Origin of the sequence: Streptomyces sp. APSN-46.1 (assembly GCF_022815725.1) — a bacterium.
GTDB lineage: Bacteria > Actinomycetota > Actinomycetes > Streptomycetales > Streptomycetaceae > Streptomyces.
This window is the reverse complement of sequence record NZ_JALGRF010000004.1, coordinates 241,328-267,453: the sequence shown is the minus strand read 5'-3', so window position 1 is coordinate 267,453 and position 26,126 is coordinate 241,328. Positions and strand designations below refer to the sequence as shown.

19 protein-coding genes are annotated in these 26,126 nt (G+C 71.6%); 9 read left to right on the top strand and 10 right to left on the bottom strand.

What is annotated here, in order from left to right; genetic code table 11:
* Positions 1-272: 272 nt before the first annotated feature.
* Both serS and MTF65_RS15580 read left to right on the top strand, forming a co-directional pair.
* Entirely contained in the window at positions 273-1,550 is a 1,278-nt protein-coding gene (serS, locus tag MTF65_RS15585; RefSeq protein WP_243629287.1) for a serine--tRNA ligase, read from the top strand.
* Positions 1,547-2,359 carry an HAD family hydrolase gene (locus tag MTF65_RS15580; RefSeq protein ID WP_243629286.1) on the top strand — a complete coding sequence of 271 codons (813 nt, stop codon included), beginning with the start codon at positions 1,547-1,549 and terminating at the stop codon, positions 2,357-2,359. Before serS ends, MTF65_RS15580 begins: the two co-directional genes overlap by 4 nt.
* A 179-nt stretch (positions 2,360-2,538) precedes the next feature.
* Here MTF65_RS15580 and MTF65_RS15575 read toward each other — a convergent pair whose 3' ends face one another.
* From MTF65_RS15575 to MTF65_RS15555, 5 genes are all read right to left on the bottom strand, one after another.
* On the bottom strand, positions 2,539-3,186 hold the full coding sequence (locus tag MTF65_RS15575) for a rhomboid-like protein (RefSeq protein ID WP_243629285.1): 648 nt from the start codon (positions 3,184-3,186) through the stop codon (positions 2,539-2,541).
* 85 nt (positions 3,187-3,271) lie between these two features.
* Positions 3,272-3,991, bottom strand: a complete 720-nt coding sequence (locus MTF65_RS15570) for an ABC transporter permease (protein ID WP_243629284.1) — start codon at positions 3,989-3,991, stop codon at positions 3,272-3,274.
* Between the two features lie 13 nt (positions 3,992-4,004).
* Positions 4,005-4,916, bottom strand: coding sequence for an ABC transporter ATP-binding protein (locus MTF65_RS15565; protein ID WP_243629283.1), 912 nt, complete (start codon positions 4,914-4,916; stop codon positions 4,005-4,007).
* Positions 4,913-5,800: an ABC transporter permease subunit gene (locus tag MTF65_RS15560; RefSeq protein ID WP_243629282.1), complete on the bottom strand. Its 888-nt coding sequence runs from the start codon at positions 5,798-5,800 to the stop codon at positions 4,913-4,915. Before MTF65_RS15560 ends, MTF65_RS15565 begins: the two co-directional genes overlap by 4 nt.
* Positions 5,790-6,773: an ABC transporter ATP-binding protein gene (locus MTF65_RS15555; protein ID WP_243629281.1), complete on the bottom strand. Its 984-nt coding sequence runs from the start codon at positions 6,771-6,773 to the stop codon at positions 5,790-5,792. The genes MTF65_RS15560 and MTF65_RS15555 overlap by 11 nt, the downstream gene beginning before the upstream one ends.
* Positions 6,774-6,988: 215 nt before the next feature.
* Between MTF65_RS15555 and MTF65_RS15550 the strand changes: the two genes are divergently transcribed.
* The 3 genes from MTF65_RS15550 to MTF65_RS15540 all read left to right on the top strand — a co-directional run bounded on the left by MTF65_RS15550 (position 6,989) and on the right by MTF65_RS15540 (position 10,707).
* On the top strand, positions 6,989-7,846 hold the full coding sequence (locus MTF65_RS15550; RefSeq protein WP_243629280.1) for a M24 family metallopeptidase: 858 nt from the start codon (positions 6,989-6,991) through the stop codon (positions 7,844-7,846).
* Positions 7,843-9,615 (top strand): SDR family oxidoreductase, encoded by a 1,773-nt coding sequence (locus MTF65_RS15545; protein WP_243629279.1) that lies wholly within the window; start codon positions 7,843-7,845, stop codon positions 9,613-9,615. The genes MTF65_RS15550 and MTF65_RS15545 overlap by 4 nt, the downstream gene beginning before the upstream one ends.
* Positions 9,616-9,792: 177 nt before the next feature.
* Positions 9,793-10,707 (top strand): MerR family transcriptional regulator, encoded by a 915-nt coding sequence (locus MTF65_RS15540; RefSeq protein WP_243629278.1) that lies wholly within the window; start codon positions 9,793-9,795, stop codon positions 10,705-10,707.
* Between the two features lie 105 nt (positions 10,708-10,812).
* On the opposite strand, the gene MTF65_RS15535 is transcribed toward MTF65_RS15540, so the two are convergent.
* Positions 10,813-11,574 (bottom strand): aquaporin, encoded by a 762-nt coding sequence (locus tag MTF65_RS15535; RefSeq protein WP_243629277.1) that lies wholly within the window; start codon positions 11,572-11,574, stop codon positions 10,813-10,815.
* A gap of 131 nt (positions 11,575-11,705) precedes the next feature.
* On the opposite strand from MTF65_RS15535, the gene MTF65_RS15530 reads away from it, so the two are divergent.
* The 3 genes from MTF65_RS15530 to MTF65_RS30270 all read left to right on the top strand — a co-directional run bounded on the left by MTF65_RS15530 (position 11,706) and on the right by MTF65_RS30270 (position 17,476).
* On the top strand, positions 11,706-12,245 hold the full coding sequence (locus MTF65_RS15530; RefSeq protein ID WP_243629276.1) for an RNA 2'-phosphotransferase: 540 nt from the start codon (positions 11,706-11,708) through the stop codon (positions 12,243-12,245).
* A gap of 147 nt (positions 12,246-12,392) precedes the next feature.
* Positions 12,393-14,411 carry an HSP90 family protein gene (locus MTF65_RS15525; protein WP_243629275.1) on the top strand — a complete coding sequence of 673 codons (2,019 nt, stop codon included), beginning with the start codon at positions 12,393-12,395 and terminating at the stop codon, positions 14,409-14,411.
* Positions 14,408-17,476: a tetratricopeptide repeat protein gene (locus MTF65_RS30270; RefSeq protein ID WP_279399099.1), complete on the top strand. Its 3,069-nt coding sequence runs from the start codon at positions 14,408-14,410 to the stop codon at positions 17,474-17,476. The genes MTF65_RS15525 and MTF65_RS30270 overlap by 4 nt, the downstream gene beginning before the upstream one ends.
* 71 nt (positions 17,477-17,547) lie before the next feature.
* Here the strand turns inward: MTF65_RS30270 and MTF65_RS15515 are convergent, their stop codons facing one another.
* Positions 17,548-18,450 (bottom strand): LLM class flavin-dependent oxidoreductase, encoded by a 903-nt coding sequence (locus tag MTF65_RS15515; protein ID WP_243629274.1) that lies wholly within the window; start codon positions 18,448-18,450, stop codon positions 17,548-17,550.
* Between the two features lie 148 nt (positions 18,451-18,598).
* Here MTF65_RS15515 and MTF65_RS15510 point away from each other — a divergent pair, with 148 nt between their 5' ends.
* Positions 18,599-19,483, top strand: a complete 885-nt coding sequence (locus tag MTF65_RS15510) for a Cof-type HAD-IIB family hydrolase (RefSeq protein ID WP_243629273.1) — start codon at positions 18,599-18,601, stop codon at positions 19,481-19,483.
* Positions 19,484-19,518: 35 nt separating this feature from the next.
* On the opposite strand, the gene MTF65_RS15505 is transcribed toward MTF65_RS15510, so the two are convergent.
* From MTF65_RS15505 to cydB, 3 genes are read right to left on the bottom strand one after another with little or no spacing between them, the layout of a single operon-like run.
* Positions 19,519-21,288: a GAF domain-containing sensor histidine kinase gene (locus tag MTF65_RS15505; RefSeq protein ID WP_243629272.1), complete on the bottom strand. Its 1,770-nt coding sequence runs from the start codon at positions 21,286-21,288 to the stop codon at positions 19,519-19,521.
* A 43-nt stretch (positions 21,289-21,331) separates the two neighbouring features.
* Positions 21,332-25,057, bottom strand: coding sequence for a thiol reductant ABC exporter subunit CydD (cydD, locus tag MTF65_RS15500; RefSeq protein ID WP_243629271.1), 3,726 nt, complete (start codon positions 25,055-25,057; stop codon positions 21,332-21,334).
* Between the two features lie 58 nt (positions 25,058-25,115).
* Positions 25,116-26,117, bottom strand: coding sequence for a cytochrome d ubiquinol oxidase subunit II (gene cydB, locus MTF65_RS15495; RefSeq protein ID WP_243629270.1), 1,002 nt, complete (start codon positions 26,115-26,117; stop codon positions 25,116-25,118).
* Positions 26,118-26,126 lie beyond the last annotated feature (9 nt).

Genomic DNA, 26,126 nt, shown 5'->3' with positions numbered 1-26,126 from the left:
ACAGCCTGTGGATAAGATGGGGAATCTAAGAATTCCTGTGGACAAGGAAACCCTCCGGCCCTGCTCAGGGGCGGGCGCCCGCTCGACGTTCTGCCCCCTTTCGGGGAATGCGGGCACTTATATTGACCCGCTGCGGGGCCATCGCTCCCGGCCGGCGGGTGCGCCTTTCCGGTCGGCGGGTACGCCTTTTCCATTCGCCTCAATTGGGGCATAACGACACACAGCGTGATATCGGTGTGATCCCCTGAAGCCCGGCCCGGTAGCCTGGAGGGGTGATTGACCTCCGGCTGCTCCGTGAAGACCCTGACCGTGTCCGTGCCTCGCAGCGCGCCCGTGGAGAGGACGTCGGCCTCGTCGACGCATTGCTCTCCGCCGACGAGCGCCGCAGGTCCTCCGGCATGCGCTTTGACGAACTGCGCAATGAGCAGAAGTCGCTCGGCAAGCTCATCCCGAAGGCCTCCCCGGAGGAGCGGGCGGAGCTCCTGAAGAAGGCCGAGCAGCTCAAGGCCGACGTCAAGGCCGCCGAGGCCGAGCAGAACGAGGCCGACGAGGCTGCGAAGCAGCTCCTCCTCCAGCTCAGCAACATCGTCCACACGGACGTCCCGGTCGGCGGCGAGGAGGACTTCACCGTCCTTGAGACGCACGGCACGATCCGCGACTTCGCCGCCGAGGGCTTCGAACCCAAGGACCACCTGGAACTCGGCGAGACGCTGGGTGCCATCGACGTCGAGCGCGGCGCCAAGGTGTCGGGCTCGCGCTTCTACTACCTCACCGGTGTGGGCGCCCTGCTGGAGCTCGCCCTGGTCAACGCGGCGATCGCGCAGGCCACCGAGGCCGGCTTCATCCCGATGCTGACCCCGGCGCTGGTCCGCCCGCGCGCCATGGAGGGCACGGGCTTCCTCGGCCAGGCCGCGGAGAACGTGTACCACCTGGAGAAGGACGACTACTACCTGGTCGGCACCTCCGAGGTCCCCCTCGCCGCGTACCACATGGACGAGATCATCGACGCGGACAAGCTGCCGCTGCGGTACGCCGGCTTCTCGCCGTGCTTCCGCCGCGAGGCCGGTACGTACGGCAAGGACACCCGCGGCATCTTCCGCGTCCACCAGTTCGACAAGGTCGAGATGTTCTCGTACGTCGCGCCGGAGGAGGCCGAGGCCGAGCACCAGCGCCTCCTGGCGTGGGAGAAGCAGTGGCTGACCAGTCTGGAGCTGCCGTTCCAGGTGATCGACGTCGCCACCGGTGACCTGGGCTCCTCCGCCTCGCGCAAGTTCGACTGCGAGGCGTGGATCCCGACCCAGGGCAAGTACCGCGAGCTGACCTCCGCCTCGAACTGCGACGGCTTCCAGGCCCGCCGTCTGTCGATCCGCTACCGCGAAGGCAAGAAGACCGCGCCGCTCTCGACGCTGAACGGCACTCTGTGCGCCGTCCCGCGCACGATCGTCGCCATCCTGGAAAACCACCAGCTGCCCGACGGTTCGGTGCGGGTGCCGGCGGTACTCCGTCCGTACCTGGGCGGCCGCGAGTTCCTGGAGCCGATCACCAAGTGAGCCCGGTTCCGTTCCCGTACAAGCTCGTCGCGACCGATCTCGACGGCACGCTGCTGCGTGGCGACGACACCGTCTCGGAACGCACCCGTGAAGCGCTCGTCGCGGCCACCGCGGCGGGCGCGGCCCACATCATCGTCACCGGCCGGGCCGTTCCCTGGACCCGGCACGTGCTGGACGATCTCGGCTACAAGGGCATCGCGGTCTGCGGTCAGGGTGCCCAGGTCTACGACGCGGGGGCGCACCGGCTGCTGACCTCGGTGACCCTGGACCGGCAGCTGGCCGGGCTGGCGCTGGCGAAGCTGGAGGCCGAGATCGGTCCACTGGCGCTGGCGGCCAGCCGGGACGGGGTGGACGGCGAGGTGCTGCTCGGCCCCGGCTATGAGGCGCAGGGCGGCCTGCCCGCCCGCTACCTGGACGACACGGCGGCGATGTGGACGGCTCCGCTGAACAAGCTGTACATCCAGCACCCGGGGCTCGATGACGACGCGCTCGTCAGCGTGGCCCGGGAGACCGTGGGCAACCTGGTGGACATCGTCATGGCCGGCCCCGGCATAGTGGAGATCCTTCCGCTGGGGCTGACCAAGGCAACCGGCCTGTCGCTCGCCGCGCGACGACTGGGCGTGAAGGCGGCGGAGACGATCGCCTTCGGCGATATGCCCAACGACATCCCGATGTTCGGCTGGGCGGCACACGGGGTGGCGATGGCCAACGCCCATGCCGCGCTGAAGAGGGTGGCCGACGAGGTGACGACCTCCAACGAGGAGGACGGCATCGCGGTGGTGCTCGAACGCCTGCTGGGCGCTGTCTGACGGCCGCATCAGCACAGGAAGGGTCCGGGGCGGCCCGCGCCGTACGGCGCGCTCGAAGTGGCTGCCCCGGACCCTTTTGTTGCTCCCCGCGCGACTCACTCTGCCCGGGCCGCACGACCCGTACCAGCGATTTTCCATCCGTCACGGGTGCGGGAGGTCCGCAACAGCGCAACCACGCCTCATGTTTCACGTGAAACAGTGGTCGGCTGCGGGTGCCGGGTGAGCGGCCAGGCGAGCAGGCCGACGGCCAGGGAGACGGCATGGCCGAAGTCGGTGAAGGTGCCGCCGGTGGCGAGCGGGATGCCGAAGAAGGCGACGGCGCCGGCGAGGTAGAACCATCTCCAGGGGCTGGGGAGCCGATAGGTCAGGACCCCGACGGCGGCCGCGAGTCCGTAGCTGACGCCGATGTCGACGACGTGGACCATGCTGCGCGGAGCCCTGTGGTCCTCGATGGCCATCAGCACGGCCTTCTGGCTCACCAGGGTCGCGGTGATGTGGGCGGTGGCGACGATCACCAGCCAGCGCAGGGTGCCGAGCCAGCGTTCGACGGGCGCGTGGAAGAACTCGAAGAGCACGGCGTACAGGGCGAGCGACGCCGGATTCTCGATCCAGAAGGCGCTGGAGAGCAGGGACCGTATGGGGTGCCGGGTGAGCTCGTGGAGGTTGCTGCTGTTGCGGTGGAGCAGGACGTGGTCGAGGCGGTCCGGCGCGATCGCCACGACGAGGCTGGTGATGGCGATGACGAGCAGCCAGAGGTGCGTGCCGGGCGAGGAGCGTATCCAGGACCTCAGGGGCCTGGACGCCTCGGGCGCCGGATGCTCGATCATGCACCGATGATGACCCGTATGGCTGTGCCCCGCCCGGCCGGTGGGCCGGGCGGGGCACAGTCCTCGGAGTTGCCGGGGCGGAGGCCTACTCCTCGCCCGCCAGGGTGAGGCGGCGCAGCTTCTGGCCGGCGTAGGCGGTGGCGCCGACGGTGACCACGACGAGCAGCACCGCGGCGGTGGGCAGGCCGACGCTGGCGTCCACGTACCCGTCGCCGGCGACCTTCTCGGCCAGGGACAGCGCCCACTGCTGGACGCTGAGGGTCTTGGCACCGGAGACCAGGCTGCCGAAGAGCGACTCCCAGATCAGGGCGTAAACGAGGCCGAAGACGACCGCGTGCCGGCTGACCGTGCCCAGCAGCAGGAAGAGCGCGCTGTAGGCGATCGAGGCGACGAGGGCGGCGACGGTGTAGGCGACGGCGATCTGCTGGCCGTTGCCGTTGAGGATGAAGCCGGCGATCAGGGTGGGGATCGCCGAGAAGGCCATCGTGACGGCGATCGCGACGGTCAGCTTGGTCATGATGATCGTCGGGCGCTTCACCGGCTTGGAGAGCAGGTAGACGATCGAGCCGTCGTCGATCTCGGGGCCGATGGCACCGGTGCCGGCGATGACGCCGATCAGCGGGACCATCGTGGCGAGGGCGAACCCGCCGAGCAGGTCGGCGGCGACCTTGTCGTCCACGCCGGTGAAGGCACGGACGGCGATGGCGATGACGATCAGCAGGGCGGGCAGTACGAAGAGGATCAGCGCGCGGCGGCGGCCGAGCAGGGCCCGGTAGGTGAGCCGGGCGACAGTGGGGTTGTACATGGTGCCAGCTCCTTCAGGCCGCGACGAGGTAGGAGAAGACCGACTCGAGGGACTCGTCGGAGGGCGAGACCGTCATCAGCCGGATGCCGTGCTCGCGGGCGACCCGCGGCAGCAGCTCGGTGAAGCGTCCGAAGTCGACGGCCTGGACGCGCAGCGCGCCTTCCTTGTGATCGACCTCGATACCGGCGGTGGACGGGTCGGCGATCAGGGCCGCGGCGAGGGCCCGGTCGTCGGAGGAGCGGACGAGGTACCGGTGCGGGCGGTCCGTCATCAGGCGGCGGATCTTGCGGAAGTCGCCGGAGGCGGCGTGCCGGCCGGCGACGACCACCTCGATGTGGGAGGCGAGCTGCTCGACCTCCTCCAGGATGTGGGAGGAGAACAGGACGGTGCGGCCCGATTCGCCCATCCGCCGCAACAGGTCCATGAGCTGCATCCGCTGGCGCGGGTCCATGCCGTTGAACGGCTCGTCGAGGAGCAGGACGGACGGATCGTGGACGAGGGCGGAGGCCATCTTCACGCGCTGGCGCATGCCCTTGGAGTACGTGGAGATCTTGCGGTCCTGGGCGTACTCCATCTCGACGGTGGCGAGCGCCCGCTGGGCGGCCGCGTCGTCGAGCCCGTGCAGTTCGGCGTTGGCGACGACGAACTCACGGCCGGTGAGGAAGTCGTACATGGCCTCGCGCTCGGGCACGACGCCGATCTGCTTGTAGACCTGCTCGTTCTGCCAGATCGGCGCGCCGTCGAGGGTGACGGTGCCGGTGGAGGGGGCGAGGAAGCCGCCCATCATGTTGATGAGCGTGGACTTGCCGGCGCCGTTGGGGCCCAGCAGTCCGGTGACGCCGGGACCCACGCGCATGGTCACGTCGTTGACGGCCACGACGTTTCCGAACCAGCGGGAGGTGTGGTCGATGTCGATGAAGGTCACAGCCCGGCCTTCCGGTAGCGGGCCATCAGCGCGGCGTAGGAGCCGGCGACGAGGCCGAGGATGACGAGCAGGTAGACGAAGCCGACACCGGCCGAGGGGCCCTCCTGGCCGGGGAAGCCGGAGGTGCCGCCGAGGAAGGCGGCCTGGAATCCGTCGATCAGGCTGACCGGGGAGAAGAGGCCCATCCACTCGATGACTCCGGCGTTCCCGGTGCTGTAGGCGATGCCCTGGATCGCGGTCACCGCGCCGAAGGGGATCAGGAGCACTCCGATGATCGCGGCGACGCCGAAGCCGCGGCGCGGGGTGAGCGCGGCCATGACCAGGCCGAGGCCCGAGAAGAGGAGCGACAGCAGTAGCACCGACACCAGTCCCTGTCCGAATCCCTTGGTCTGGTCGCCGAAGTCGAACTTCGCCAGCAGCGAGCCGATGTACATGATCAGCAGCGGGGTGGCCGTGAGGACGAACAGGGCCGAGGCCATCGCCGCGTACTTGGCCACCACGTAGTCGACGCGCTCGATGGGCCGCGAGAAGTAGAGCGGCACGGTCTTGAAGCGCAGGTCCCGGGAGACCGACTGGGGGGCCTGGGACGCGAGGTAGAGGCCGATGATCACCTGGGTGGTCAGGGCGTACGTCGTGTACTTGATCGACAGGGCGGTGGAGCCCGGCACCGCGATGGCGATCGCGACGATGATCAGCGCCGGCACGCACATCACCGCGAAGAGGAGCATCGGCAGGACCTTGGACTTGGCCGAGCGGCCGAGTCCGTAGGCGCCGCGCAGGGACTGCGAGAACAGCGACTTGCGCGCGTAGGCGCGGCCGAGCCGGGAACCTTCGTAGGACCGGTATCCGATGTTGTGGATCTGGGTCGAGGTGTCAGGCGCCATCGGAACCGGCTCCCTTCCGGAGGAGCTGCTGCTGGTCGTTGGCGCGGAAGACCTCCGCGATGTGGTGGCGGCGCTGCTCCATGCGGACCAGGCCGAGTCCGAGGTCGGCGACGGTGTCGCGGACCCGGTCGTACGTCTCTTCCCCCGTGGCCTCGACCAGGAGGATGTGGCCGGCGCCGGGCAGCCCCTGCTCCTCGCCCGCGTGCAGGATGATGCCCGCCGCGGTGAGCGCCTGGCGCAGGGCGGCGGTGCCGTCCGGGTGGGTGTCGGAGTCGGTCACCTCCACCGCGAGGGTGGTGGTGATCTGGGTGAAGTCGCTGGTGGAGCTGGAGCGCAGCAGCTTGCCGCCGTCGACGACCACGACGTGGTCGCAGGTCCGCTCCAGCTCTCCGAGAAGGTGGGAGGTGACCAGGACCGAGATCCCGAAGTCGGTGTGGACGCGCCGGATCAGGCCGAGCATCTCGTCGCGGCCGACGGGGTCGAGGCCGTTGGTCGGCTCGTCCAGGAGGACCAGCTGGGGGTCGTGGACGAGCGCCTGGGCCAGCTTGACGCGCTGCTTCATGCCGGTGGAGTAGCCGCCGATGGGGCGGTAGCGCTCCTCGTACAGGCCTACGTGGCGCAGGGTGTCGGCGGTCCGCTCACGGGCGGCAGTCGGGGGCAGTCCGGACATGCGGGCCATGTGCACGACGAACTCGGTGGCCGAGACGTCGGGTGGCAGGCAGTCGTGCTCGGGCATGTAGCCGACACGCTCACGGATGGCGCTGCCGTGGGTGGCGACGTCGAGTCCGAGCACGGCGGCGCGCCCCTCGGTGGCGGGGGACAGTCCCAGCAGAATCTTGATCAGCGTGGACTTGCCGGCTCCATTGGCACCCACGAGCCCGGTAACGCCGGGCCCGATGTCCAGGGAGAGCCGGTCGAGGGCGGTCACTCGGGGGTACCGCTTGCTCAGGCTTTCGGTCGCGATGACAGTCACGAGTCCGACGTTAGCGGCGGGCCCCCCGGTGAGACGTCAGACCTTGAGCTCGATCCTGTCTCAGCCTTCAGGCGTACATACCTGTACTGGAGGCTGATGGGCCGGGCAACTTTATCCACAGGTCCGCGCACGCCCCTTGACGTGATCTCCGGTCATTGTCACATTCATCAGTGTCAACTTACGGGCGCGTACGGCTCTACGGACGGACGGCTGGCATGGCTGGGGACACCAAGCGACGCACGACGCAACTCTCCGCGGACCTCCTCGGGTTCAGGGAGGTCCAGCGCCTCGCCTACGCGTGCGCGGAGGCCGTCGCGGCGCAGCTGCGGCCCGGTGTGACCGAGCGCGAGGCGGCGCGGATGCAGCGCGAGTGGCTGCGCGAGCGCGGGGTGCGGGACTGGTTCCATCTGCCCTTCGCCTGGTTCGGGGACCGCACCGCCTTCGTCAACTTCAAGATCCCCCTGCAGTTCTTCCCCACCAACCGGAAGCTGGAGCCGGGGATGCCGTTCATCCTCGACATGGCGCCCGTCCACAAGGGGTACGCGGCCGACATCGGCTACTCCGGCAGCCTCGGGCTCAACCCGGTGCAGGACCGGCTCATGTCCGATCTGCGCGAACACCGCGAGCTGATCCTGGAGCAGGCGCGCGAGCGCCGCCCGCTGCGCGAGATCTACGAGAACGTCGAACGGCTGATGAACCGCCAGGGGTACGCCAACCGGCACCGCGCCTACCCCTTCGGCGTGATCGCGCACAAGATCGACCGGGTCAAGGAGCGGCGCTGGTCTCCCACCGCGTTCGGTTTCGGCACGCAGTCGCTGAAGGGGCTGGCCAGTGATGCCCTGCGCGGGCACCGCGAGGGCTGGTCCCCGCTGTGGAGCCCGTACCGCTTCTCCGACCACCCGCCGCAGCCGGGGCTGTGGGCGGTGGAGCCGCACCTGGGCTTCCGGGGCACCGGCGCGAAGTTCGAGGAGATCCTGGTCGTCACCGACTCCCGGGATCCCGAGGAAAGCGCGTTCTGGCTCGATGACGATCTGCCGCACGTGCGGCGCTGGGCTGAGGAGAAGACGGCATGAGCGGGACGGCATTCGCGGGGGCGCGCGAGCGCCGGGTGAGCACCGGTGGGATCGAGCTGTGCGTCGTCGAGCTCGGCGAGGCGGACCGGCCGACCGTCGTACTGGTGCACGGCTACCCGGACAGCAAGGAAGTCTGGTCGGAGGTCGCCGAGCGGCTCGCGGCGCGTTTCCACGTGGTGGTGTACGACGTACGCGGCCACGGGCGCTCCACGGCTCCGGTGCCGCTGCGCGGCGGCTTCACCCTGGAGAAGCTGACCGACGACTTCCTGGCCGTGGCGGACGCGGTCAGCCCGGACCGGCCGGTGCACCTGGTCGGCCACGACTGGGGCTCCGTACAGGGCTGGGAGTTCGCGACGACCGCCCGCACGGAGGGCCGGATCGCCTCCTTCACCTCGATGTCAGGCCCCTCCCTGGACCACTTCGGGCACTGGATCAAGAAGCGGATCGCGCGGCCCACCCCGCGCCGGGCCGCGCAACTGCTGAACCAGGGCGCGAAGTCCTGGTACGTCTACATGCTGCACACGCCCGTGCTGCCGGAGCTGGCCTGGCGCGGCCCGCTCGGCAAGCGGTGGCCCAAGATGCTCCAGCGGATCGAGAAGGTCCCGGCCGACTCGTACCCGACGGCCTCGCTGCCCTCGGACGCGGCGCACGGTGCCTGGCTCTACCGCGACAACGTACGGACGCGTCTGCGCCGGCCGCGCGCCGACGCGTACGCGCACGTGCCGGTCCAGCTGATCACCCCGACCGGGGACGCCTTCCTGTCCGAGCGGCTCTACGACGAGCTGGAGCTGTGGGCTCCGGATCTGCTGCGCCGCACCCTGCCCGCCAAGCACTGGGTGCCCCGGACCCGGCCCGACCAGCTGGCGGCGTGGATCACCGACTTCGTCACCTCGCGGGAGGACCCGGCCACACGGGCACCGGAGCAGAAGGCACCGGGCAAGTACGCCGACCGGTTCGGCGGCCAATTGGTCCTGGTCACCGGCGCCGCCAGCGGCATCGGGCGGGCCACCGCCTTCGCCTTCGCCGAGGCCGGCGCCCGGGTGGTGTGCGTGGACCGGGACGCCGAGGGCGCGGCGCGCACCGCCGACATGGCCCGACTCGTCGGCGCGTCCGAGGCCTGGGGCGAGTACGTCGACGTCAGCGACGAGCAGGCCATGGAGAAGCTCGCGGCGAAGGTCGCCGCCGAGTACGGGATCGTGGACGTGCTGGTCAACAACGCCGGGATCGGGCTGTCGGGGCCGTTCCTGGAAACCACGTCCGAGGACTGGAAGAAGGTCCTCGACGTCAACCTGTGGGGCGTCATCCACGGCTGCCGGATCTTCGGGAAGCAGATGGCCGAGCGCGGTCAGGGCGGGCACATCGTCAACACCGCCTCCGCGGCCGCCTACCTGCCGTCCAGGACCCTGCCCGCGTACAGCACCTCCAAGGCGGCGGTGCTGATGCTGTCCGAGTGCCTGCGCGCCGAGCTGGCGTCGAAGTCGATCGGCGTCTCCGCGATCTGCCCGGGGATCGTCAACACCAACATCACCACCACGTCCCGGTTCGCCGGGGTGGACGCGGCCGAGGAGAAGCGCCGCCAGGACCGCTCGTCGAGGCTCTACGGGCTGCGCAACTTCCCGCCGGAGAAGGTAGCCGACGCGATCGTGCTGGCCGTGGTGAGGAACCAGGCCGTGGTGCCGGTGACGCCGGAGTCCAAGGGCGCGCTGTGGATGTCCCGCTTCACACCGGGCACCCTGCGCCGGCTCGCGAGGCTGGAGCCCAGGCTGTGAGCGGGAGGGCGGCGCGGAGAGAGCTCGGCACGGCCATACCCCGCTCCTTCCGGCGGTCGTACCATCCCTCGCAGGAGGGCTCGCCGCGCAAGGCTGTCGAGTACCTGGCGGCGTCACCTGCCGCCCGGGCCGCGGCGGGCGCGGTCGGCCGAGCCGCCATGTCGTAGGGAGCCGGGATTGTCCGATCAGGCGGTAGCCGAGTACCGGATCGAGGATCTGGCCCACCACAGCGGGGCCACGGTGCGCACGATCCGGGCGTACCAGGACCGCGGTCTGCTGCCGAAGCCCGAGCGGCGGGGCCGCTCCAATGTCTACCGGGACACGCATCTGGCGCGGCTGCGGCAGATCGCGGACCTGCTAGACCGCGGCTACACCCTGGCCTCCATCAAGGAATTGCTGGAGGCCTGGGACGCGGGGCGCGGGCTGGGCGGTGTACTGGGACTGGTCGCGGAGGTGCACGGCCCGTGGACCGACGAGGAGGCCGCCCGGATCAGCCGGGCCGAGCTGAACGAACGGTTCGGCGGCAAGCCCGACGACGGCGCGGTGCGCGAGGCGTGCGAACTGGGGGTGCTGGAGCCGATACCCGGGCGCCCGGACGAGTTCCTGGTGCCCTCGCCGCAGGAACTGGCCGTGGCCGCCGAGCTGTACGCGGCCGGGGTGCCCCTCCCCGCGATCACCGGGCATCTGCGCGAGCTGCGCGGGCAGGTGGAGCACATCGCCTCGCGGTTCCTGGAGTTCACCACCGAGTACGTCTTCGCGCGCTACCTCGGGCATGTCCCGCCGACGGACGCGGACGCGGCGGAGGCGGCGACGATGGTACGGAGACTGCGGCCGCTGGCGCAGCAGACAGTGGACGCCGAGCTCGCCCGGGCGATGCGGCTGTTCGCGACCCGGCATCTGCAGAGGCACCTGGGCGCCGCCGGGGCCCCACAGCCGTCCGGGCCGTCGCCGGTGGCACTGCCGGCCGAGACGGTGCGGGCGGTGCAGGAGCTGGTGGGCCCCGAACATGTGGCGGAGTTCGTCCGGGCGGCGACGGAGCGGGAGCTTCAGGCCCGGACGATGAATGACCTGGCGCGCCGGGGCGGCCGGTAGTGCTCGCTCAGTAGTCCACAGGGCGGATCATGCTTTTGGCGCCAAAACCGACCCAAACGGCTGTGGACAACTCGGGGCTCCTTGTGGGCAACCCACGGGGACGTCTCAACTGATGATCTCGTAGGCCGGTTCGGTGCGCGGTATTTCGGCCACGGGTCCGGACTCAGACGAGGGCGGGGTCTGGGGGGCTGCCCCGTAGAGGAGGCCGGCGAGGAGCAGCCCGACGGCGCCGCCGACCAGCTGGGCCGCCACGAATCCGGGCAGCGACTGCGGGGCGATTCCGGTGAAGGAGTCGCTGAACGCGCGCCCGATGGTGCCGGCCGGATTGGCGAAGGAACCCGAGGACGTGAACCAGATCGCGGCGGCGATGTACGCGGAGACGGCGGCCGGGATCAGCCCCGGCCGCCCGATACGGCCGAGGCCCTGGATGACCAGGACGAGCCCGGCGGTGGCGACGACCTCGCCGACCAGCAGATGGCCGCCCCCGCGCACCTGGGTGGCGAAGGCTCCGGGGACGCGCCCGAACATGACCTCGGCGAGTACGGCTCCGCCGATGGCCCCGAGGGTCTGGGCCGCCGCGTAGACGAGGGCCTCCCGGCCGCCGAGCCCCTCCCCGCCGGTCCGCCGCCCCCACCAGGAGGTGAGGGTGACGACCGGGTTGAGGTGGGCGCCGGACAGCGGGCCGAACAGGGTGATGATCAGCCCGAGGCCGATCGCGGACGCGAGCGAATTGGCGACGAGGGCGACACCGGTGTCACGGCTGAGGGCCGTGGCCTGGATTCCGGATCCGATCACCACCACGAGAAGGCCGGCGGTACCGACGAACTCGGCGGCCGCACGGCGCGGCAGAGATGCTGGGACTGTCATGGTTTCTCCCCCTGGGAAGCAGTTCAGCGGAAAATGTATTCCGTATCTTGGAAGTGCGATAGAGGGGTCCAGCCCTCGGCGACGGGCGAAATTCCCTGCCGGAAGCCCCGGCGACCCGGCACGCTGGGGCCATGGATGAAAGGCGCACCGTGAAGGTGTCCAAATACGTCTCGAAACACCTGCGGCATCAGCCGGAACGCATCGGACTGGTGCTCGACCCGCAGGGCTGGGTGGAGATCGACGACCTGCTGCGGGCAGCCGCCTCCCACGGCTTCCCCTTCAGCCGCGCCGAGCTCGACCACGTCGTCGCCACCAACGACAAGAAGCGGTTCGCCGTCGACGGCACCCGCATCCGGGCCAGCCAGGGGCACACGGTCGCCGTGGACCTGGACCTCCCGGAGGCCGAACCGCCCGCGTACCTGTACCACGGCACCGTCTCCGCCGCCCTGGACGCGATCCGCGCCGAGGGGCTGCGCCCCATGAACCGCCACCATGTGCACCTGTCCCCCGACCGGGAGACCGCGACGCGCGTCGGCGCGCGGCGCGGCCGACCCGTCGTGCTCGGCGTGGACGCGGGGGCGATGCGGGCAGACGGGCACGTCTTCCGGATCAGCGCCAACGGGGTGTGGCTGGTGGATGCCGTACCGCCGGAATTCCTGCGGTTCTCTTAGGTCCGCCGGCGAGCGCCTCCCGCAGCGGAGGAATTCACGGGGAGATTGTCAGATCATCGCCCTACCCTGTCCTCACTCCGGGATCCGTGAGGGGGGGGTACCTCGCGATCGCCGAACCATCCATGCGAGCACGCGAGGTGACGCCCCATGACGTCCACATCCCCGAAGGCGAAGTCCGAGACCTCCGAAGCCGCGGGACGACCGGAAGCCCCCAACAGCTTCCAGGTCGATCTGCGCGGCCTGGTCGATCTGCTCTCCCACCACCTCTACTCCAGCCCGCGCGTCTACGTCCGCGAGCTGCTGCAGAACGCCGTGGACGCCGTCACCGCCCGGCAGGCGCACGAGCCCGGCGCGCCGATCCGCATCCGGCTGTCCGCCTCCGCCGGCCGCGTCACCATCGAGGACTCGGGCATCGGCCTGACCGCCACCGAGGCCCATACCTTCCTGGCCACCATCGGCCGCAGCTCCAAGCGCGGCGGAGACCGTGGCCTGGGAGAACCCGACTTGGGAGACCGTGGCCGGGGAGACGGTGGTGGCCTGGGAAACCGTGGCCTGGGAGACGGCGGCCTGGGAGACCGCTCCCGCGCCCGTGACTTGGCCGAACGTGACGTGGCAGAGCGTGGCCTGGAGACCACCCGCCAGGAGTTCCTCGGCCAGTTCGGCATCGGCCTGCTCGCCTGCTTCGTCGTGGCCCGCCAGATCCGCGTCGTCACCCGCTCCGCCCGCGACCCCCAGGCCCTGCCCGTCGAATGGCTGGCCACGGACGACGGCTCGTACACTGTCCGCGAACTTCCCCACGACGCCCGCCCGGAGCCCGGCACCACCGTCATCCTGGAGGCCCGCCCGGGCGCCGAGGAGTGGAGCGCCCCCGCCAAGGTCGAGCGACTGGCCCGCGACTACGGCTCCCTGCTCCCGTACGACATCACCTTCGACGACGGCGAGGGCGGCGAACCCCGCGCGATCACCGACCGGCCGGCCATATGGGACCGCCCCTACCCCACCCCCGCCGCCCGCCGGGTCGCGCTCGCGGGCCACTGTGCGCAGCTCTTCGGCTTCACCCCGCTCGACAGCATCGACCTCGACCTGCCGGTCGCCGGGGTGCGCGGCGTGGCGTACGTCCTGCCCGAGCCGACGAGCCCCGCCCACCGGGCCGGACACCGCGTCCACCTCAAGGGCATGCTGCTGACCGACCAGGGCGACAACCTGCTGCCGGACTGGGCGTTCTTCGTCCGCGCGGTCCTCGACACCGACACCCTGCGGCCCACCGCCTCCCGCGAGAACCTGTACGACGACGAGACCCTGGCCGCCGTGCGGGAGGCCCTCGGCACCCGCGTCCGGGGCTGGCTCGCCGAGCTCGCCGCGAGCGAACCGGAGCGCCTGGCCGCGTTCCTGAGTGTCCACCACCTCGGGGTGAAGTCGCTGGCCCGGCACGACGCGGAACTGCTCGGCCTGATGCTGCCCTGGCTGCCGTTCGAGACCAGCGACGGCTCGATGAGCCTGCAGGAGTTCGCGGCCGCCCACACCGAGATCCACTTCACGCGCACCGTCGAGGAGTTCCGCCAGATCGCCCCGATCGCGGCGGCCCACGGACTCGGCGTCATCAACGCCGGCTACACCTACGACGCGGACCTGCTGGCACTGCTGCCCGCCGTACGGCCCGACATCAAGGTGGCGGAGCTGGACGCGGGAGCCGTCACCGAGCGCCTCGACCCCGTCCCGAGCTCCGCCGAACTGGCCCTCGCCGCCTTCCTGTCCACCGCGCGCACCCGGCTGGAACCGCAGGGATGCGACGTGGTGCTGCGCGCCTTCCAGCCCGTCTCCGTCCCGGCCCTCTACCTGGACGACCGCCAGGCCCGGCAGGAGCGCGACCGTACCGCCGCACTGGAGAGCGCCGACTCGTTGTGGAGCGGCATCCTCGGCGCGCTGCGCGGCTCGGCACCGCGCGCCCGCCTGGTCCTCAACCACAACAACCCCCTGATCCGGCGGATCGCGAGCCTTCCCGACGAGACACTGACCGGCACCGCCGTCGAATCCCTCTACGGGCAGGCCCTGCTGATGTCCCAGCGGCCGCTGCGCCCGGCCGACTCCGCCCTGCTCAACCGGGCCTTCCTCGGGCTCCTGGAATGGGCGACCCACCCCGCCGGGGCCCAGGAGGACCAGAAGTGACGACGATGACTCGCGAGGAGATCGAGCGGGGCCTGAACGAGAACCGCCAGGCGCCGGGCGGGGCCGCCCGCAACGCCCACGCGGAGGCGCTGGCCTCGGCCGCCGAGGCCGTCGGTGACCGCGCCCTGTTCCGCGCGGCCCTGGACAACCTGATCAACGCCTATCTGTACAGCGCCGAGTCGACGAAGATGCTGGTGCCCTTCGCCCGGCTGCTCCAGGAGTACGACAACGACCCCGGCGCGTTCTCCAAGTGGGACGCGCACTCGTTGTTCTGGCAGTTCAAGTGGGTGGCCACCGCCATCAGCGAGTCCCCCGAGATCCCGCTGGAGTCCGCCACCGGCTGGCTGGACGAGATGGAGCGCCGCTACCGGATCGCGGGCTACAGCGAGCGGCCCGTGCGCGAGTCCGAGCTGTGGTTCGCCGACGTGATCGGCGACGACGAGCGGGCCGAGCGGGCCTTTGAGCGCTGGCTGGCGGCCGACCGCGACGACATGAGCGACTGCCACGCCTGCGAGCTCAACGGGCAGGGCCACTACGCGATGCTGCGCGGCGACGACGCCAGGGCCCTGGAGGTCTGGCAGCCGGTGCTGGCGGGCGACAAGACCTGTGCCGAGGAGCCCCACCGGGTGCTGGCCACCGCGCTGCTTCCGCTGCTGCGGCTCGGCCGGTTCGAGGAGGCCCGTGCGCGGCACCTGCGCGGCTACCGCCTGGCCCGGGGCAAGGAGAGCCTGCTGCCGTCGATCGGCAAGCACATCGAGTTCTGCGCGCTCACCGGCAACGAGCCGCGAGGCCTGGAGATCCTCACCGAGCACGCCGCTCATGTGGGACCGCTCGCCAATGTCGACGACCAGATGGCCTTCCACGGCGGCATCCTCGTACTGCTGCGCCGGCTGAGGGAGCTGGGGCACGGCCACATGCCGGCCGTCCCCTACGAGGGTGTGCCGCGCACCGTGTCCGAGCTGTACGAGGTGCTGCGCGCGGGCTCGCTCGACATCGCCCGGCGGTTCGACGCGCGCAACGGCACGGCCCGGGTCTCGGAGCGGTTCCTCGCCCGGATCGACCGGGCGCCGCTGGTCGGCGTACTTCCGCTGGGGGTGCGCAGCCCGGCCCTGCCGCAGACGGCGCCCGCCGTGCCGGGGGCCGCGGCTGCGGCTGCGGCTGCGGCTGCGGCCGTTCCGGCGCCGGACGGGGTCGGCTTCGCCGAGCTGGTGGAGCGCGCCCGGGCGGCGCGCGACCTGGGGCATCCGGGGTCGGACGCCCTCTGGGAGGAGGTGGCCGTACACCTGGCCGCGCGGCCCGAGGACACGGTGGACCCGCTGGTCTCCGCCGATGTGGCAGACCATCGGGCCCTGGCGGCCGCGCGGGGCGGGGCCGCGGACGCGGCGGCACTGCTGGCGGCGGCCCGCGACGGCTACCGGGCGCTCGGCCGGGCCGAACGAGCCGCTCTGGCGGAACTGCGGCTGGCGAGCGCGGCCGCGCAGGCGGGGGCCGAACCGGGGGAGATCCGGGAGCAGCTGAGGGTGGCCACGCGGGCCGCCGAGGCGCTGGACGCGGGCGAACCGCTGCGGACCCGCCGGATCGCGCTCGCGGAAATGTCGGTGATCCGCCTGGAGTCGTACCTGCGCTCGGTCGAGGCCAACCACGAGCACGGACATGATCACGCGCATGACCACGGCCGTGGGGAGGGGCACGGGGAGGGGCACGGGCACGGGGAGCTGGCGGCCGAACTCACCGCCTTCGTCGCCGCGTACGCGCAGACGGTGCCCGACCTGGTGGCGGAGGCCGAAGAGATGCTCGGCCGGGTGGCCCTGTCGCAGGGCGACCCGGAAGGGGCCGTGCCGCTGCTGGCCTCGGCGGCGGCGCGGGCGATCGCGGCGGGCCGGCCGTGGCAGGCGGTGGACCCCCTGGTGCTGCGGGCCGGTGTGCTCATGTCGCTGGGCCGGCCCGAGGAGGCGGAGGAGGCGGCACGCTCCGGGCTGGAGCATGCCGAGCAGGTGACCGACGCCGAGCAGCAGGCCGTCGTACGGCTCACCCTCGCGGACATCGTGCTGCGTCGGGCCGACGCGGCGGGCGAGGCGGGCGAGGCGGCCGAGCACGCGCTCACGGCGGCGCACTGGTTCGACCAGGCCGGTCTCAGCGCCGACGGCGGAGCGCAGGCGCGGCTGCTGCTGGCGCGGGCGTACGCGCATGAGGGCCGCAACGCGGACGCGGCCGAGGTGCTCCGGTCGACGCTGCCCGATCTGCTGGAACACGGCGAGCAGCAGGCCGTGGCCGTACGGGAGTTCCTCGGAGATCTGCTGCGGGGGCTTCGAGAACCGCGCGAGGCGGCGGAGCAGTATCTGCTGGCCGCAGAGCTGGTCAAGGGCTGGGAGGACCCCCGTCCGCAGGCGAGCCTGGCCCAGTCGGCCGCCGACCAGCTCTTCGACGCGGGGCTGACGCAGGAGGCGGGCGCCGCGTATGAGCGGGCCCTGGAGCTGCACCGGCTGACGGGGGACGCACCGGTCGCCGAGGTACGGATCCTGCGGTCGCTGGCCTGGCTGGCGGTGCGCGACGAGGTCACCAACGCGACGGTGGCGCGGGCCCGGGCCCTGATGGACGAGGCGGCCGGGGTGCTTGAGGAGGCTCTGGCCGAGGCCGGGGGCTCGCCGGAGCTCCGGTCGGAACTCGCACAGACCTGGCATCAGCTGGCGCAGGTCCTGGACCGGCGGGTGGGCGTCGAGGGGCAGGCCTACGACGAGGACGCGGGTGACGACGAGGACGACGGCGAGGATTCCGGGCCCGCCGAGTCGCTGAGCGAGGCGGAGATCGAGGCACTGCGCCGGGAAGAGGTCCTGTTGTGGGACCGGGCGGCCGGCCTATACGCCGACCTCGGCCCGGACCATCTGCGGGACCGGTTCCAGTGCCTGAACAACGCGGCCTGGACCGAGCGTGAGCGGGGCCGTGCCGGGGCGGGCGCCGCCCGGATCTCGGCGCTGATCGACGAGTTCCGGACCTGGCCCGAAGGGACCGTGCCGGAGTGGTTCCTGCCCCGCGCGCAACAGATCGTCGAGAATCTGACGGCCTGATCCGAAAGGCGACCCTTCTTGCCCGGCTTGGTCCCCGCCACCGGACGGTGGCGGGGACCGGTCGTCAGCCGTCAGCCCAGCTGGGCGAGCCCATCGGTGGCGATCTTCTCAAAGACGCTCTCGTCGGCCGCGAACTCGGAGTCCGGGATCGGCGCGTGGATCACCAGCTCGGTGAATCCGAGCTCGCGGTGGCGTCCCGCGAAGTCCACGAAGGCGTCCACGGACTCCAACATGGTGCTGCGCTCCGGGGTGAACCCGGTCAGCAGGATCTTCTCCATGGGCTCGGGATTCCGCCCGATGTCCGCGAATGCCTTGTCGAGCTTGGCGAGCTGGCCGCGCATGGCCTCCAGCGACTGCTCGGGAGTACCGCTCGCGAAGAGCTTCGGGTCGCCGGTGGTCACCCAGGCCTGGCCGTGCGCGGCGGCGAGCTTGAGTCCGCGCGGTCCGTTGGCCGCGACGGCGAACGGCAGGCGCGGCCGCTGCACGCAGCCCGGGATGTTGCGGGCTTCCTCAGCGGAGTAGAACGTGCCCTGGCTGCTCACCGCGCCCTCGGTCAGCAGCCGGTCCAGCAGCGGCACGAACTCGGCGAAGCGGTCGGCCCGCTCGCGCGGGGTCCACGCCTCCTGACCCAGCACGGTCGCGTCCAAGCCGTCACCGCCCGCGCCGATGCCGAGGGTGACACGCCCGCCGGAGATGTCGTCCAGGGTGATGAGGTCCTTGGCGAGCGTCACCGGGTGCCGGAAGTTCGGCGAGGTCACCAGCGTGCCCAGGCGCATCCGCTCGGTGGCGGCGGCCGCGGCGGTGAGGGTCGGCATCGCCCCGAACCACGGGCCGTCGCGGAAGGTCCGCCAGGAGAGGTGGTCGTAGGTGTAGGCGGCGTGGAAGCCGAGCCGCTCGGCCCGCAGCCACTGGTCGCGGCCTCCTTCTCGCCACGGACGTACCGGAAGGATCACAGTGCTCAGACGCAGACTCATGACGTCGAGCGTACGGCGACTCCCGTGTGGACCACGCGTCCCCCTTGCGATGTTTCACGTGAAACGTCCTCCCCGAGGCCGATGTTTCACGTGAAACACGGTCCTCGGGCAGGGATCTTCCCGACACTGGTCCGGGCGCCCCGGGCCCATGGGCGAAGATGGAGCTGTGACCTCGGCTCCTCAGCGCCCGGAAGGGCCACCCCCCGCGCCCCGGCTCATCGCCACCGACCTCGACGGCACCCTGCTCCGCGACGACAAATCCGTCTCGCCCCGCACCGTCGCCGCGCTCGCCGCCGCCGAGGAGGCCGGGATCGAGGTCTTCTTCGTCACCGGTCGCCCGGCGCGCTGGATGGACGTGGTCGCCGACCACGTGCACGGCCACGGCCTCGCGATCTGCGCGAACGGTGCGGCGGTCGTCGATCTGCACGCCGGACGCGAGTTCGTGCAGGTCCGGGCGTTGCCTCGGGACACCGCGCTGACCGTCGTGGCCGCACTGCGGGCGGCGGCCCCGGGTACGTCCTTCGCCGTGGAGCGGACGACCGGCATCAACTACGAGCCGACGTATCCGCCCTTCTTCCTGGATCCGGGCGCCACGGTCGCGACCGCCGAAAAGCTGCTGCGCGAGGAACCCGACGGCAGCGCCGCGCCCGTGCTGAAGCTGCTCGCGCACCACCCCGAGCTGTCCCCGGACGAGTTCCTGACGCTGGCCCGGGCCGCAGCGGGTACGCACGCGTCCATCACCCGGTCCAGCCCGACCGCCCTGCTGGAGATCAGTGGGCTCGGGGTCTCCAAGGCCAGCACCCTGGAGCTGTGCTGTGCCGAGCGCGGTATCTCCCCGGCCGAGGTCGTCGCCTTCGGGGACATGCCGAACGACGTGGAGATGCTCCGCTGGGCGGGCACCTCGTACGCGATGGGCAATGCCCACCCGGACGTGATCGCGGCCGCGTCCGGCCGTACGGTCGCCAACAACGAGGACGGGGTCGCGGTCGTCATCGAGCGCATCATCGCCGAGCGGGCTGCGGCCCGGCAGTAGACGGCCCACGTGAGGCGCCTCCAGAGCGGCACCTTCTAGAGCGGCGCCTCCCACACCACGGTGGTCCCGCCGCCGTTCTCCCCGATGCCGGGGCCGTACGAACTCGCGCCGCCCAGGGACTCCGCCCGTCGGCGCAGATTCCGCAGCCCGCTGCGCCGGCCGCCCTCCATGATGCCCACCCCGTCGTCGGCGACCTCCAGCCGTACTCCCGGCCGCCCGTCGGGCAGGGTGACCGTGGCGTCCAGCACCACCTCGATCCTGGACGCGTCCGCGTGCCGGAACGCGTTCGACAGGGCCTCGCGCAGTGCGGCGATCAGGTTCTTGCCCACCAGCTCGCCGACGACCGCGTCGATCGGCCCGAGGAACCGGTGCGCGGGTTTGAAGCCCAGCGGTACGGCAGCCATGTTGATCTCCCGCAGCACCCGGGTGCGCAGCCCCGACGGGGCTTCCGCCGGTCCCTGCTGAAGCGCGAAGATCGCGGTCCGGATCTCCTGGATCGTCACGTCCAGCTCGTCCACGGCCTTGCCGACCCCTTCGCGGACCTCGGGGACGATGGACCGGCGCTGGGCGCCCTCCAGCATCATGCCGGTGGCGAACAACCGCTGGATGACCAGATCGTGCAGGTCACGGGCGATGCGGTCGCGGTCCTCGAACACCGCGAGCCGCTCCCGGTCGCGCTGTGCCTCGGCCATCATCAGCGCGAGCGCCGCCTGCGAGGCGAACTGCGTGGCCAGGGTCCGCTCGGACTCGCTGAACGGCCGCTCGCCCCGGGCCCGAGGGGTGACGAGCGCGCCCAGCACCCGTCCGCCGCTCTGCAGAGGAAGCATCATGCAGGGCCCGTACTGGCTGGTGAGCCGACTCGCCATGCGGGGGTCCGAGGCGGCATCGTCCACGAAGACCGGCTCGCCCTGGAGCAGCCTTTCCACCACCGGGCTCCCGGCCGGGATCACCACACCCAGGGAGGTGGCCGGGTTGTCGGCGGAGACGGCCACGATTTCCATCCCGCCCTCCTCGGCGGGCAGCATCACGATCCCGGCGGAGGAATCGGCCAGGTGGCGAGCTTGCTCGGCCACGACCGCGAGTGCGTCGTCCGCGTCCCCGCCCGACAGCAGGGCGGTGGTGACGGCCACCGAGCCGTCGATCCACCGCTCGCGCTGGGTGGCGGCCTCGTACAGGCGGGCGTTGCCGATGGCGATGCCGGCCTCAGTGGCCAGCACCCTGACCATGTGGACGTCGTAGTCGTTGAACTCGCCGCCGTTCTTCTCCGCGAGGTAGAGATTGCCGAAGATCTCCCCCTGCACCCGGATGGGGACGCCGAGGAAGGTCTTCATGGGCGGGTGGTGCGCGGGGAAGCCGGCCGAGCGCGGGTCCTTCGTCAGATCGGTGAGCCGCACCGTGTCCGTGTGTGAGATCAACGCGCCGAGCAGGCCCCGCTTCCCGTCGGGCCGGTGACCGATCTTCTCGGCCACCTCGGCGCTGATGCCGTAGGTGACGAAGTCGGAGAGTCCCCGGCCCTCCGTGTCCACGACACCGATCGCCGCGTAGCGGGCGTCCGCGAGCTCGGCCGCGGTCTCGCAGATGCGGTCCAGCGTGGAGTGCAGTTCGAGGCCCGTGCCGACCGACCGCATGGCCTCCAGCAGCTGCGGTACCCGGGCGGTGAGCTCGGTGGACAGCCCGTGCAGGCTGCGGGTGGCCTGACTGACGGCCTCCGGCACCTCCGGGCTATTCGGGGTGTCCGGGATGTCCGGCGCATCCGGGTTGCCCGGTGAGGGCTCCGGCGGTTCCTGCGACTCCTGCACTGGCATGCCCTTGAGCGTAGTTAGTCCCTTTTACCGGGGAAAGTCAGCTTTACCGGGGAAAGTCAGCCAAAGACCTGTCCGCGGCGCGTTCCCGCTCCAGCAGTCGCCGCAGCGGGCCCTCCACGACCGCCAGCTCCCCGTACGCGCCCTGCTGCACTACCTCACCATGATCCAGTACGACCACCTCGTCCACCGCCTCCAGCCCGGCCAGCCGGTGTGTGATCAGTACGGTGGTACGGCCCTCGGTGGCGGCCAGCAGATCCGCCGTCAGAGCGTCGGCAGTGGCCAGCTCCAAGTGCTCGGCCGGCTCGTCCAGGACGAGGACGGGGAAATCGGCGAGCAGCGCCCGGGCCAGGGCCAGACGCTGGCGCTGACCCCCGGAGATGCGTGCGCCGTGTTCGCCGACCAGGGTGTCCAGCCCGTCCGGGAGCCCGTCGGCCCATTCCAGCAGCCGGGCCGCGGCCAGCGCGTCCCGCAGCTGCCGCTCGCTCGCGTCGGGCCGGGCGAGGCGCAGGTTCTCCCGTACCGAGCTGTCGAAGATGTGCGCGTCCTGGGCGCAGAGCCCCACACAGCGGCGTACGTCGTCGCTGTCGAGCTCCCGTGTCTCGGCCCCGCCCAGGCTGTACGTGCCTTCGTGCGGGTCCAGGAAGCGCAGCAGGAGCTGCGCCAGCGTGGTCTTGCCCGAGCCCGAAGGGCCCACGACGGCGATGCGCCGCCCGGCCTCCAGCGTCAGGTCCAGCCCGTGCAGCGCGTCGCGTTCCTGGCCGGGGTGCCGGACGGCGATCCCGCTCAGCCGCAGCGGGAACGGCGTACCGGGCACCTCCCGGGCGTGGTCCGGCTCGGCGACGGGTACCGGGGCGTCGATGACCTCGTAGACCCGCTCGGCGCTGCGGCGCACCCGCTGCCGGTACTGGACGGCCAGCGGAAGCCCGTTGACCGCTTCGAAGGCCGCGAGCGGAGTCAGTACGACCACCGCCATGGCCACCCCGGAGAGCCGGCCGCCGACCACGGCGCCCGCCCCGGCGGCCGCGGCGAGCACCACGGTCAGCCCGCACACCAAGGCGGCGAGTCCGCTGCCGAGCCCGGTCGCGGCGGCCCCGTGCGCGGCGATGGCGGTCAGTGTGCGGTCGCTCTCGCGGGCCCGGCCCTTCCTGTCGTCCAGGGCGCCGGCGACGGTCAGCTCGGCGGTCCCGGTCAGCAGATCGGCCACCCGGGTGGCGAGTTCACCGCGGGCGGGCGCCAGCCTCCGCTCCGCACGTCGGGCGCAGGCCCCGCTGACGAGCGGCACCCCGACGCCTGCGGCGAGCAGCCCGACGGCGAGGACGGCCCCGGCCTCGGGCAGCAGCCAGGTGGTGAAGGCGACCGAGCCGGTTCCGACGATCACCGCGGTACCCACCGGCAACAGCCAGCGGAGCCAGTAGTCCTGGAGGGCGTCGACATCGGCCACCAGCCGGGCCAGCAGATCGCCGCGCCGCTGTTCGCGCAGCCCCGCGGGCGCGATCCGCTCCAGCCGGCGGAACACGGAGACGCGCACGTCGGCGAGCATCCGCAGCACGGCGTCGTGTGAGACGAGCCGCTCGGCGTAGCGGAAGACCGCCCGCCCGATGCCGAAGGTCCGGGTGGCGGTGACCGCCATCATCAGATAGAGCACCGGGGGTTGTTCGGAGGCCCGCGAGATCAGCCACCCGGACACGGCCATCAGTCCGACGCCGCATCCGACGGCCAAAGCCCCGAGCAGCAGTCCGAGCCGGAACCGCCCCTGCCAGGCCCTGGCCACGTCCCTGACCCGCCTGAGCGGATCCCCGGCACCCGAGATGGTCCCGGCGGCCCGCGCCGCCCGCTCCGGCGCCGCCCCGAGAATCCATTCCCCGGGGTCGGAGACGGCATCCGCGCCGGGGGTCCGGGACCCGGTGCCCGGGGTCCGGGACGCGGTGCCGGGGCCGGGAACGGGCGCGGTGCCGGGGCCGGGAACGGGCGCGGTGCCGGGGCCGGGAACGGCTGCGGCGCCGGGGCCGGGAACGGCTGCGGCGCCGGGGCCGGGAACGGGCGCGGCGCCGGGGCCGGGAACGGCTGCGGCGCCGGGGCCGGGAACGGGCGCGGCGGGGAAGAGCCCCGCGGCGGCCACCCCGAATCCGGACAGACCCACCGTCACCACCCGGTCGGCGACGGCCAGCAGCGCCGGCCGGTGTACGACCAGCAGCACGGTCCGCCCCACGGCGAGCCGCCGGACGGCGTCCACCACGCCGGCCTCGGTCTCCCCGTCGAGCGCCGCCGTCGGCTCGTCCAGCAACAGCACGGGCCGGTCCGCGAGGAACGCCCTTGCCAGGGCCAGCCGCTGCCGCTGTCCGGCGGACAGCCCGACGCCGCCCTCACCCAGCGGTGTGTCAACGCCCCCGGGCAGCGCGTCCACGAACTCCCAGGCCCCGGCGTCCTTCAGTGCCTCGACCACGGCGTCCTCGGCCGCCTCGGGCCTGGCCAGCCGTACGTTCTCGGCGATCGTCCCCGCGAAGACGTGCGGCCGCTGCGGCACCCAGGCGATCCGCTCCCGCCACTGCTCCGGCGACAGCTCCGCCAGGTCCACGCCCCCGACCCGGATCCGGCCCGCCGTCGGCGTCACGAACCCCAGCAGCACGTGCAGCAGTGTGGACTTGCCCGCCCCGCTCGGACCCGTCAGTGCCACGCATTCTCCCGGCTCCACCGACAGCGACACCGGCCCGGGCGAGTCCTCCCCGCGACCCGGGTACCGGACGGCGACCCCGTCCAGCTCGATGCTCAGCGGCGTCCCGGCCGGCAGGACGGCGCCGCCGCCCACGCGCCCGACCGGAGTCTCCAGCACCTCGAAGATCTCTTCGGCGGCCGCCAGGCCCTCGGCCGCCGCGTGGTACTGGGCCCCCACCTGCCGCAGCGGCAGATAGGCCTCGGGCGCCAGGATCAGGATGACCAGGCCCGTGTACAGGTCCAGGTCCCCGTGGACGAGCCGCATGCCGATGGTCACCGCCACCAGCGCCACCGACAGGGTGGCCAGCAGTTCCAGCGCGAACGACGACAGGAACGCGATGCGAAGGGTCCGCATCGTGGCCTGCCGGTAGTCATCGGTGATCTTGCGGATCGACTCGGCCTGCGCCTTGGCCCGCCCGAACACCTTCAGCGTCGGCAGCCCGGCCACCACGTCCAGGAAGTGCCCCGACAGCCGCGACAACAGCCGCCACTGCTTGTCCATCCGGGACTGGGTGGCCATGCCGATCAGCGCCATGAACAGGGGAATGAGCGGCAGCGTGACGACGATGATGGCCGCCGACACCCAGTCCTCGGTGACGATCCTGGCGAGTACCGCCAGGGGCACGACCACCGCCAGCCCCAGCTGGGGCAGATAGCGGGAGAAGTAGTCGTCGAGCGCGTCCACACCCCGGGTGGCCAGGGCCACCAGCGATCCAGTCCGCTGCCCGCTCAGCCAGCCGGGCCCCAGCTCCGCGGCCCGGTCGAGCAGCCTGCCCCGTAGCTCCGACTTGACCGCCGCGCCGGCCCGGTGTGCTGCCAGCTCGGTCACCCACGCGACCAGGCCCCGACCCAGCGCCACCGCCGCGAGGAGCAGCAGTGGCGTCCGGAGCGCCGCCCCGTCCAGCCCCTTCTCGAAGGCGCCGACCACGATCTCGGCTATGAGCATCGCCTGGCCGACGACCAGCCCCGCCCCGGCGAGCCCGAGGGCCACCACCGCCCCCAGGAAGAGGCGCGTGGAGCGGGCGTACCGAAGCAGGCGCGGGTCGATCGGTTTCACGTGAAACATCCCCCAAGACAGGGTCAGGCGGGCGAGTGGGGCACGGCCTCAGGCGTGCTCAGTGCGCATCGGCGATGTGCTGCGTCCCGATCCGCTTGCGGAACACCCAGTACGTCCAGCCCTGGTAGAGCATGACGAGCGGGGTCGCCACGCCCGCGCACCAGGTCATGATCTTCAGGGTGTACGGGCTGGACGAGGCGTTGGTGACCGTGAGGCTCCAGGCGTCGTTCAGCGAGGACGGCATGACGTTCGGGAAGAGCGTCAGGAACAGCATCGCGACGGCGGCCGCGATGGTGACCCCGGACAGGGCGAACGACCAGCCCTCACGGCCCGCCAGGTTGAAGCCGAGGGCGCCGAGCAGGGCCAGCACCGCGACGATCATCGCGATCAGGCTCCAGCCGTCGCCGCGCGAGACCTGGGTCCAGATCAGGAAGCCGAGCGCCAGCACCGCGGTGACCACTCCCAGTCGGGTGGCCAGGGTGCGCGAGCGGTCCCGGATCCCACCGACCGTCTTGAGCGAGGTGAACACCGCGCCGTGGAAGGTGAAGAGGGTGAGGGTGACCAGGCCGCCGAGAATCGCGTACGGGTTCAGCAGGTCGAGGAGACTGCCGACGTACTCCTTGTCCGCGTCGATCTTCACACCGCGCGTGATGTTGGCGAAGGCCACGCCCCACATGAACGCGGGGATCAGCGAGGTCCAGAAGATCGCGTGTTCCCAGTTGGTCTGCCACTTGTCCTCGGGCCGCTTGTGCCGGTACTCGAAGGCGACACCGCGGACGATGAGGCAGACCAGGATGAGCAGCAGCGGCAGGTAGAACCCGGAGAAGAGAGTGGCGTACCACTCGGGGAAGGCGGCGAAGGTCGCACCGCCGGCGGTGAGCAGCCAGACCTCGTTGCCGTCCCACACGGGTCCGATCGTGTTGATCAGGACCCGCTTCTCGGTGCGGTCGCGGGCGAGCAGCTTGGTCAGGACTCCGACTCCGAAGTCGAAGCCCTCCAGGAAGAAGTAGCCGATCCACAGGACGGCGATGAGTACGAACCAGACGTCGTGGAGTTGCATGGTGCGGTC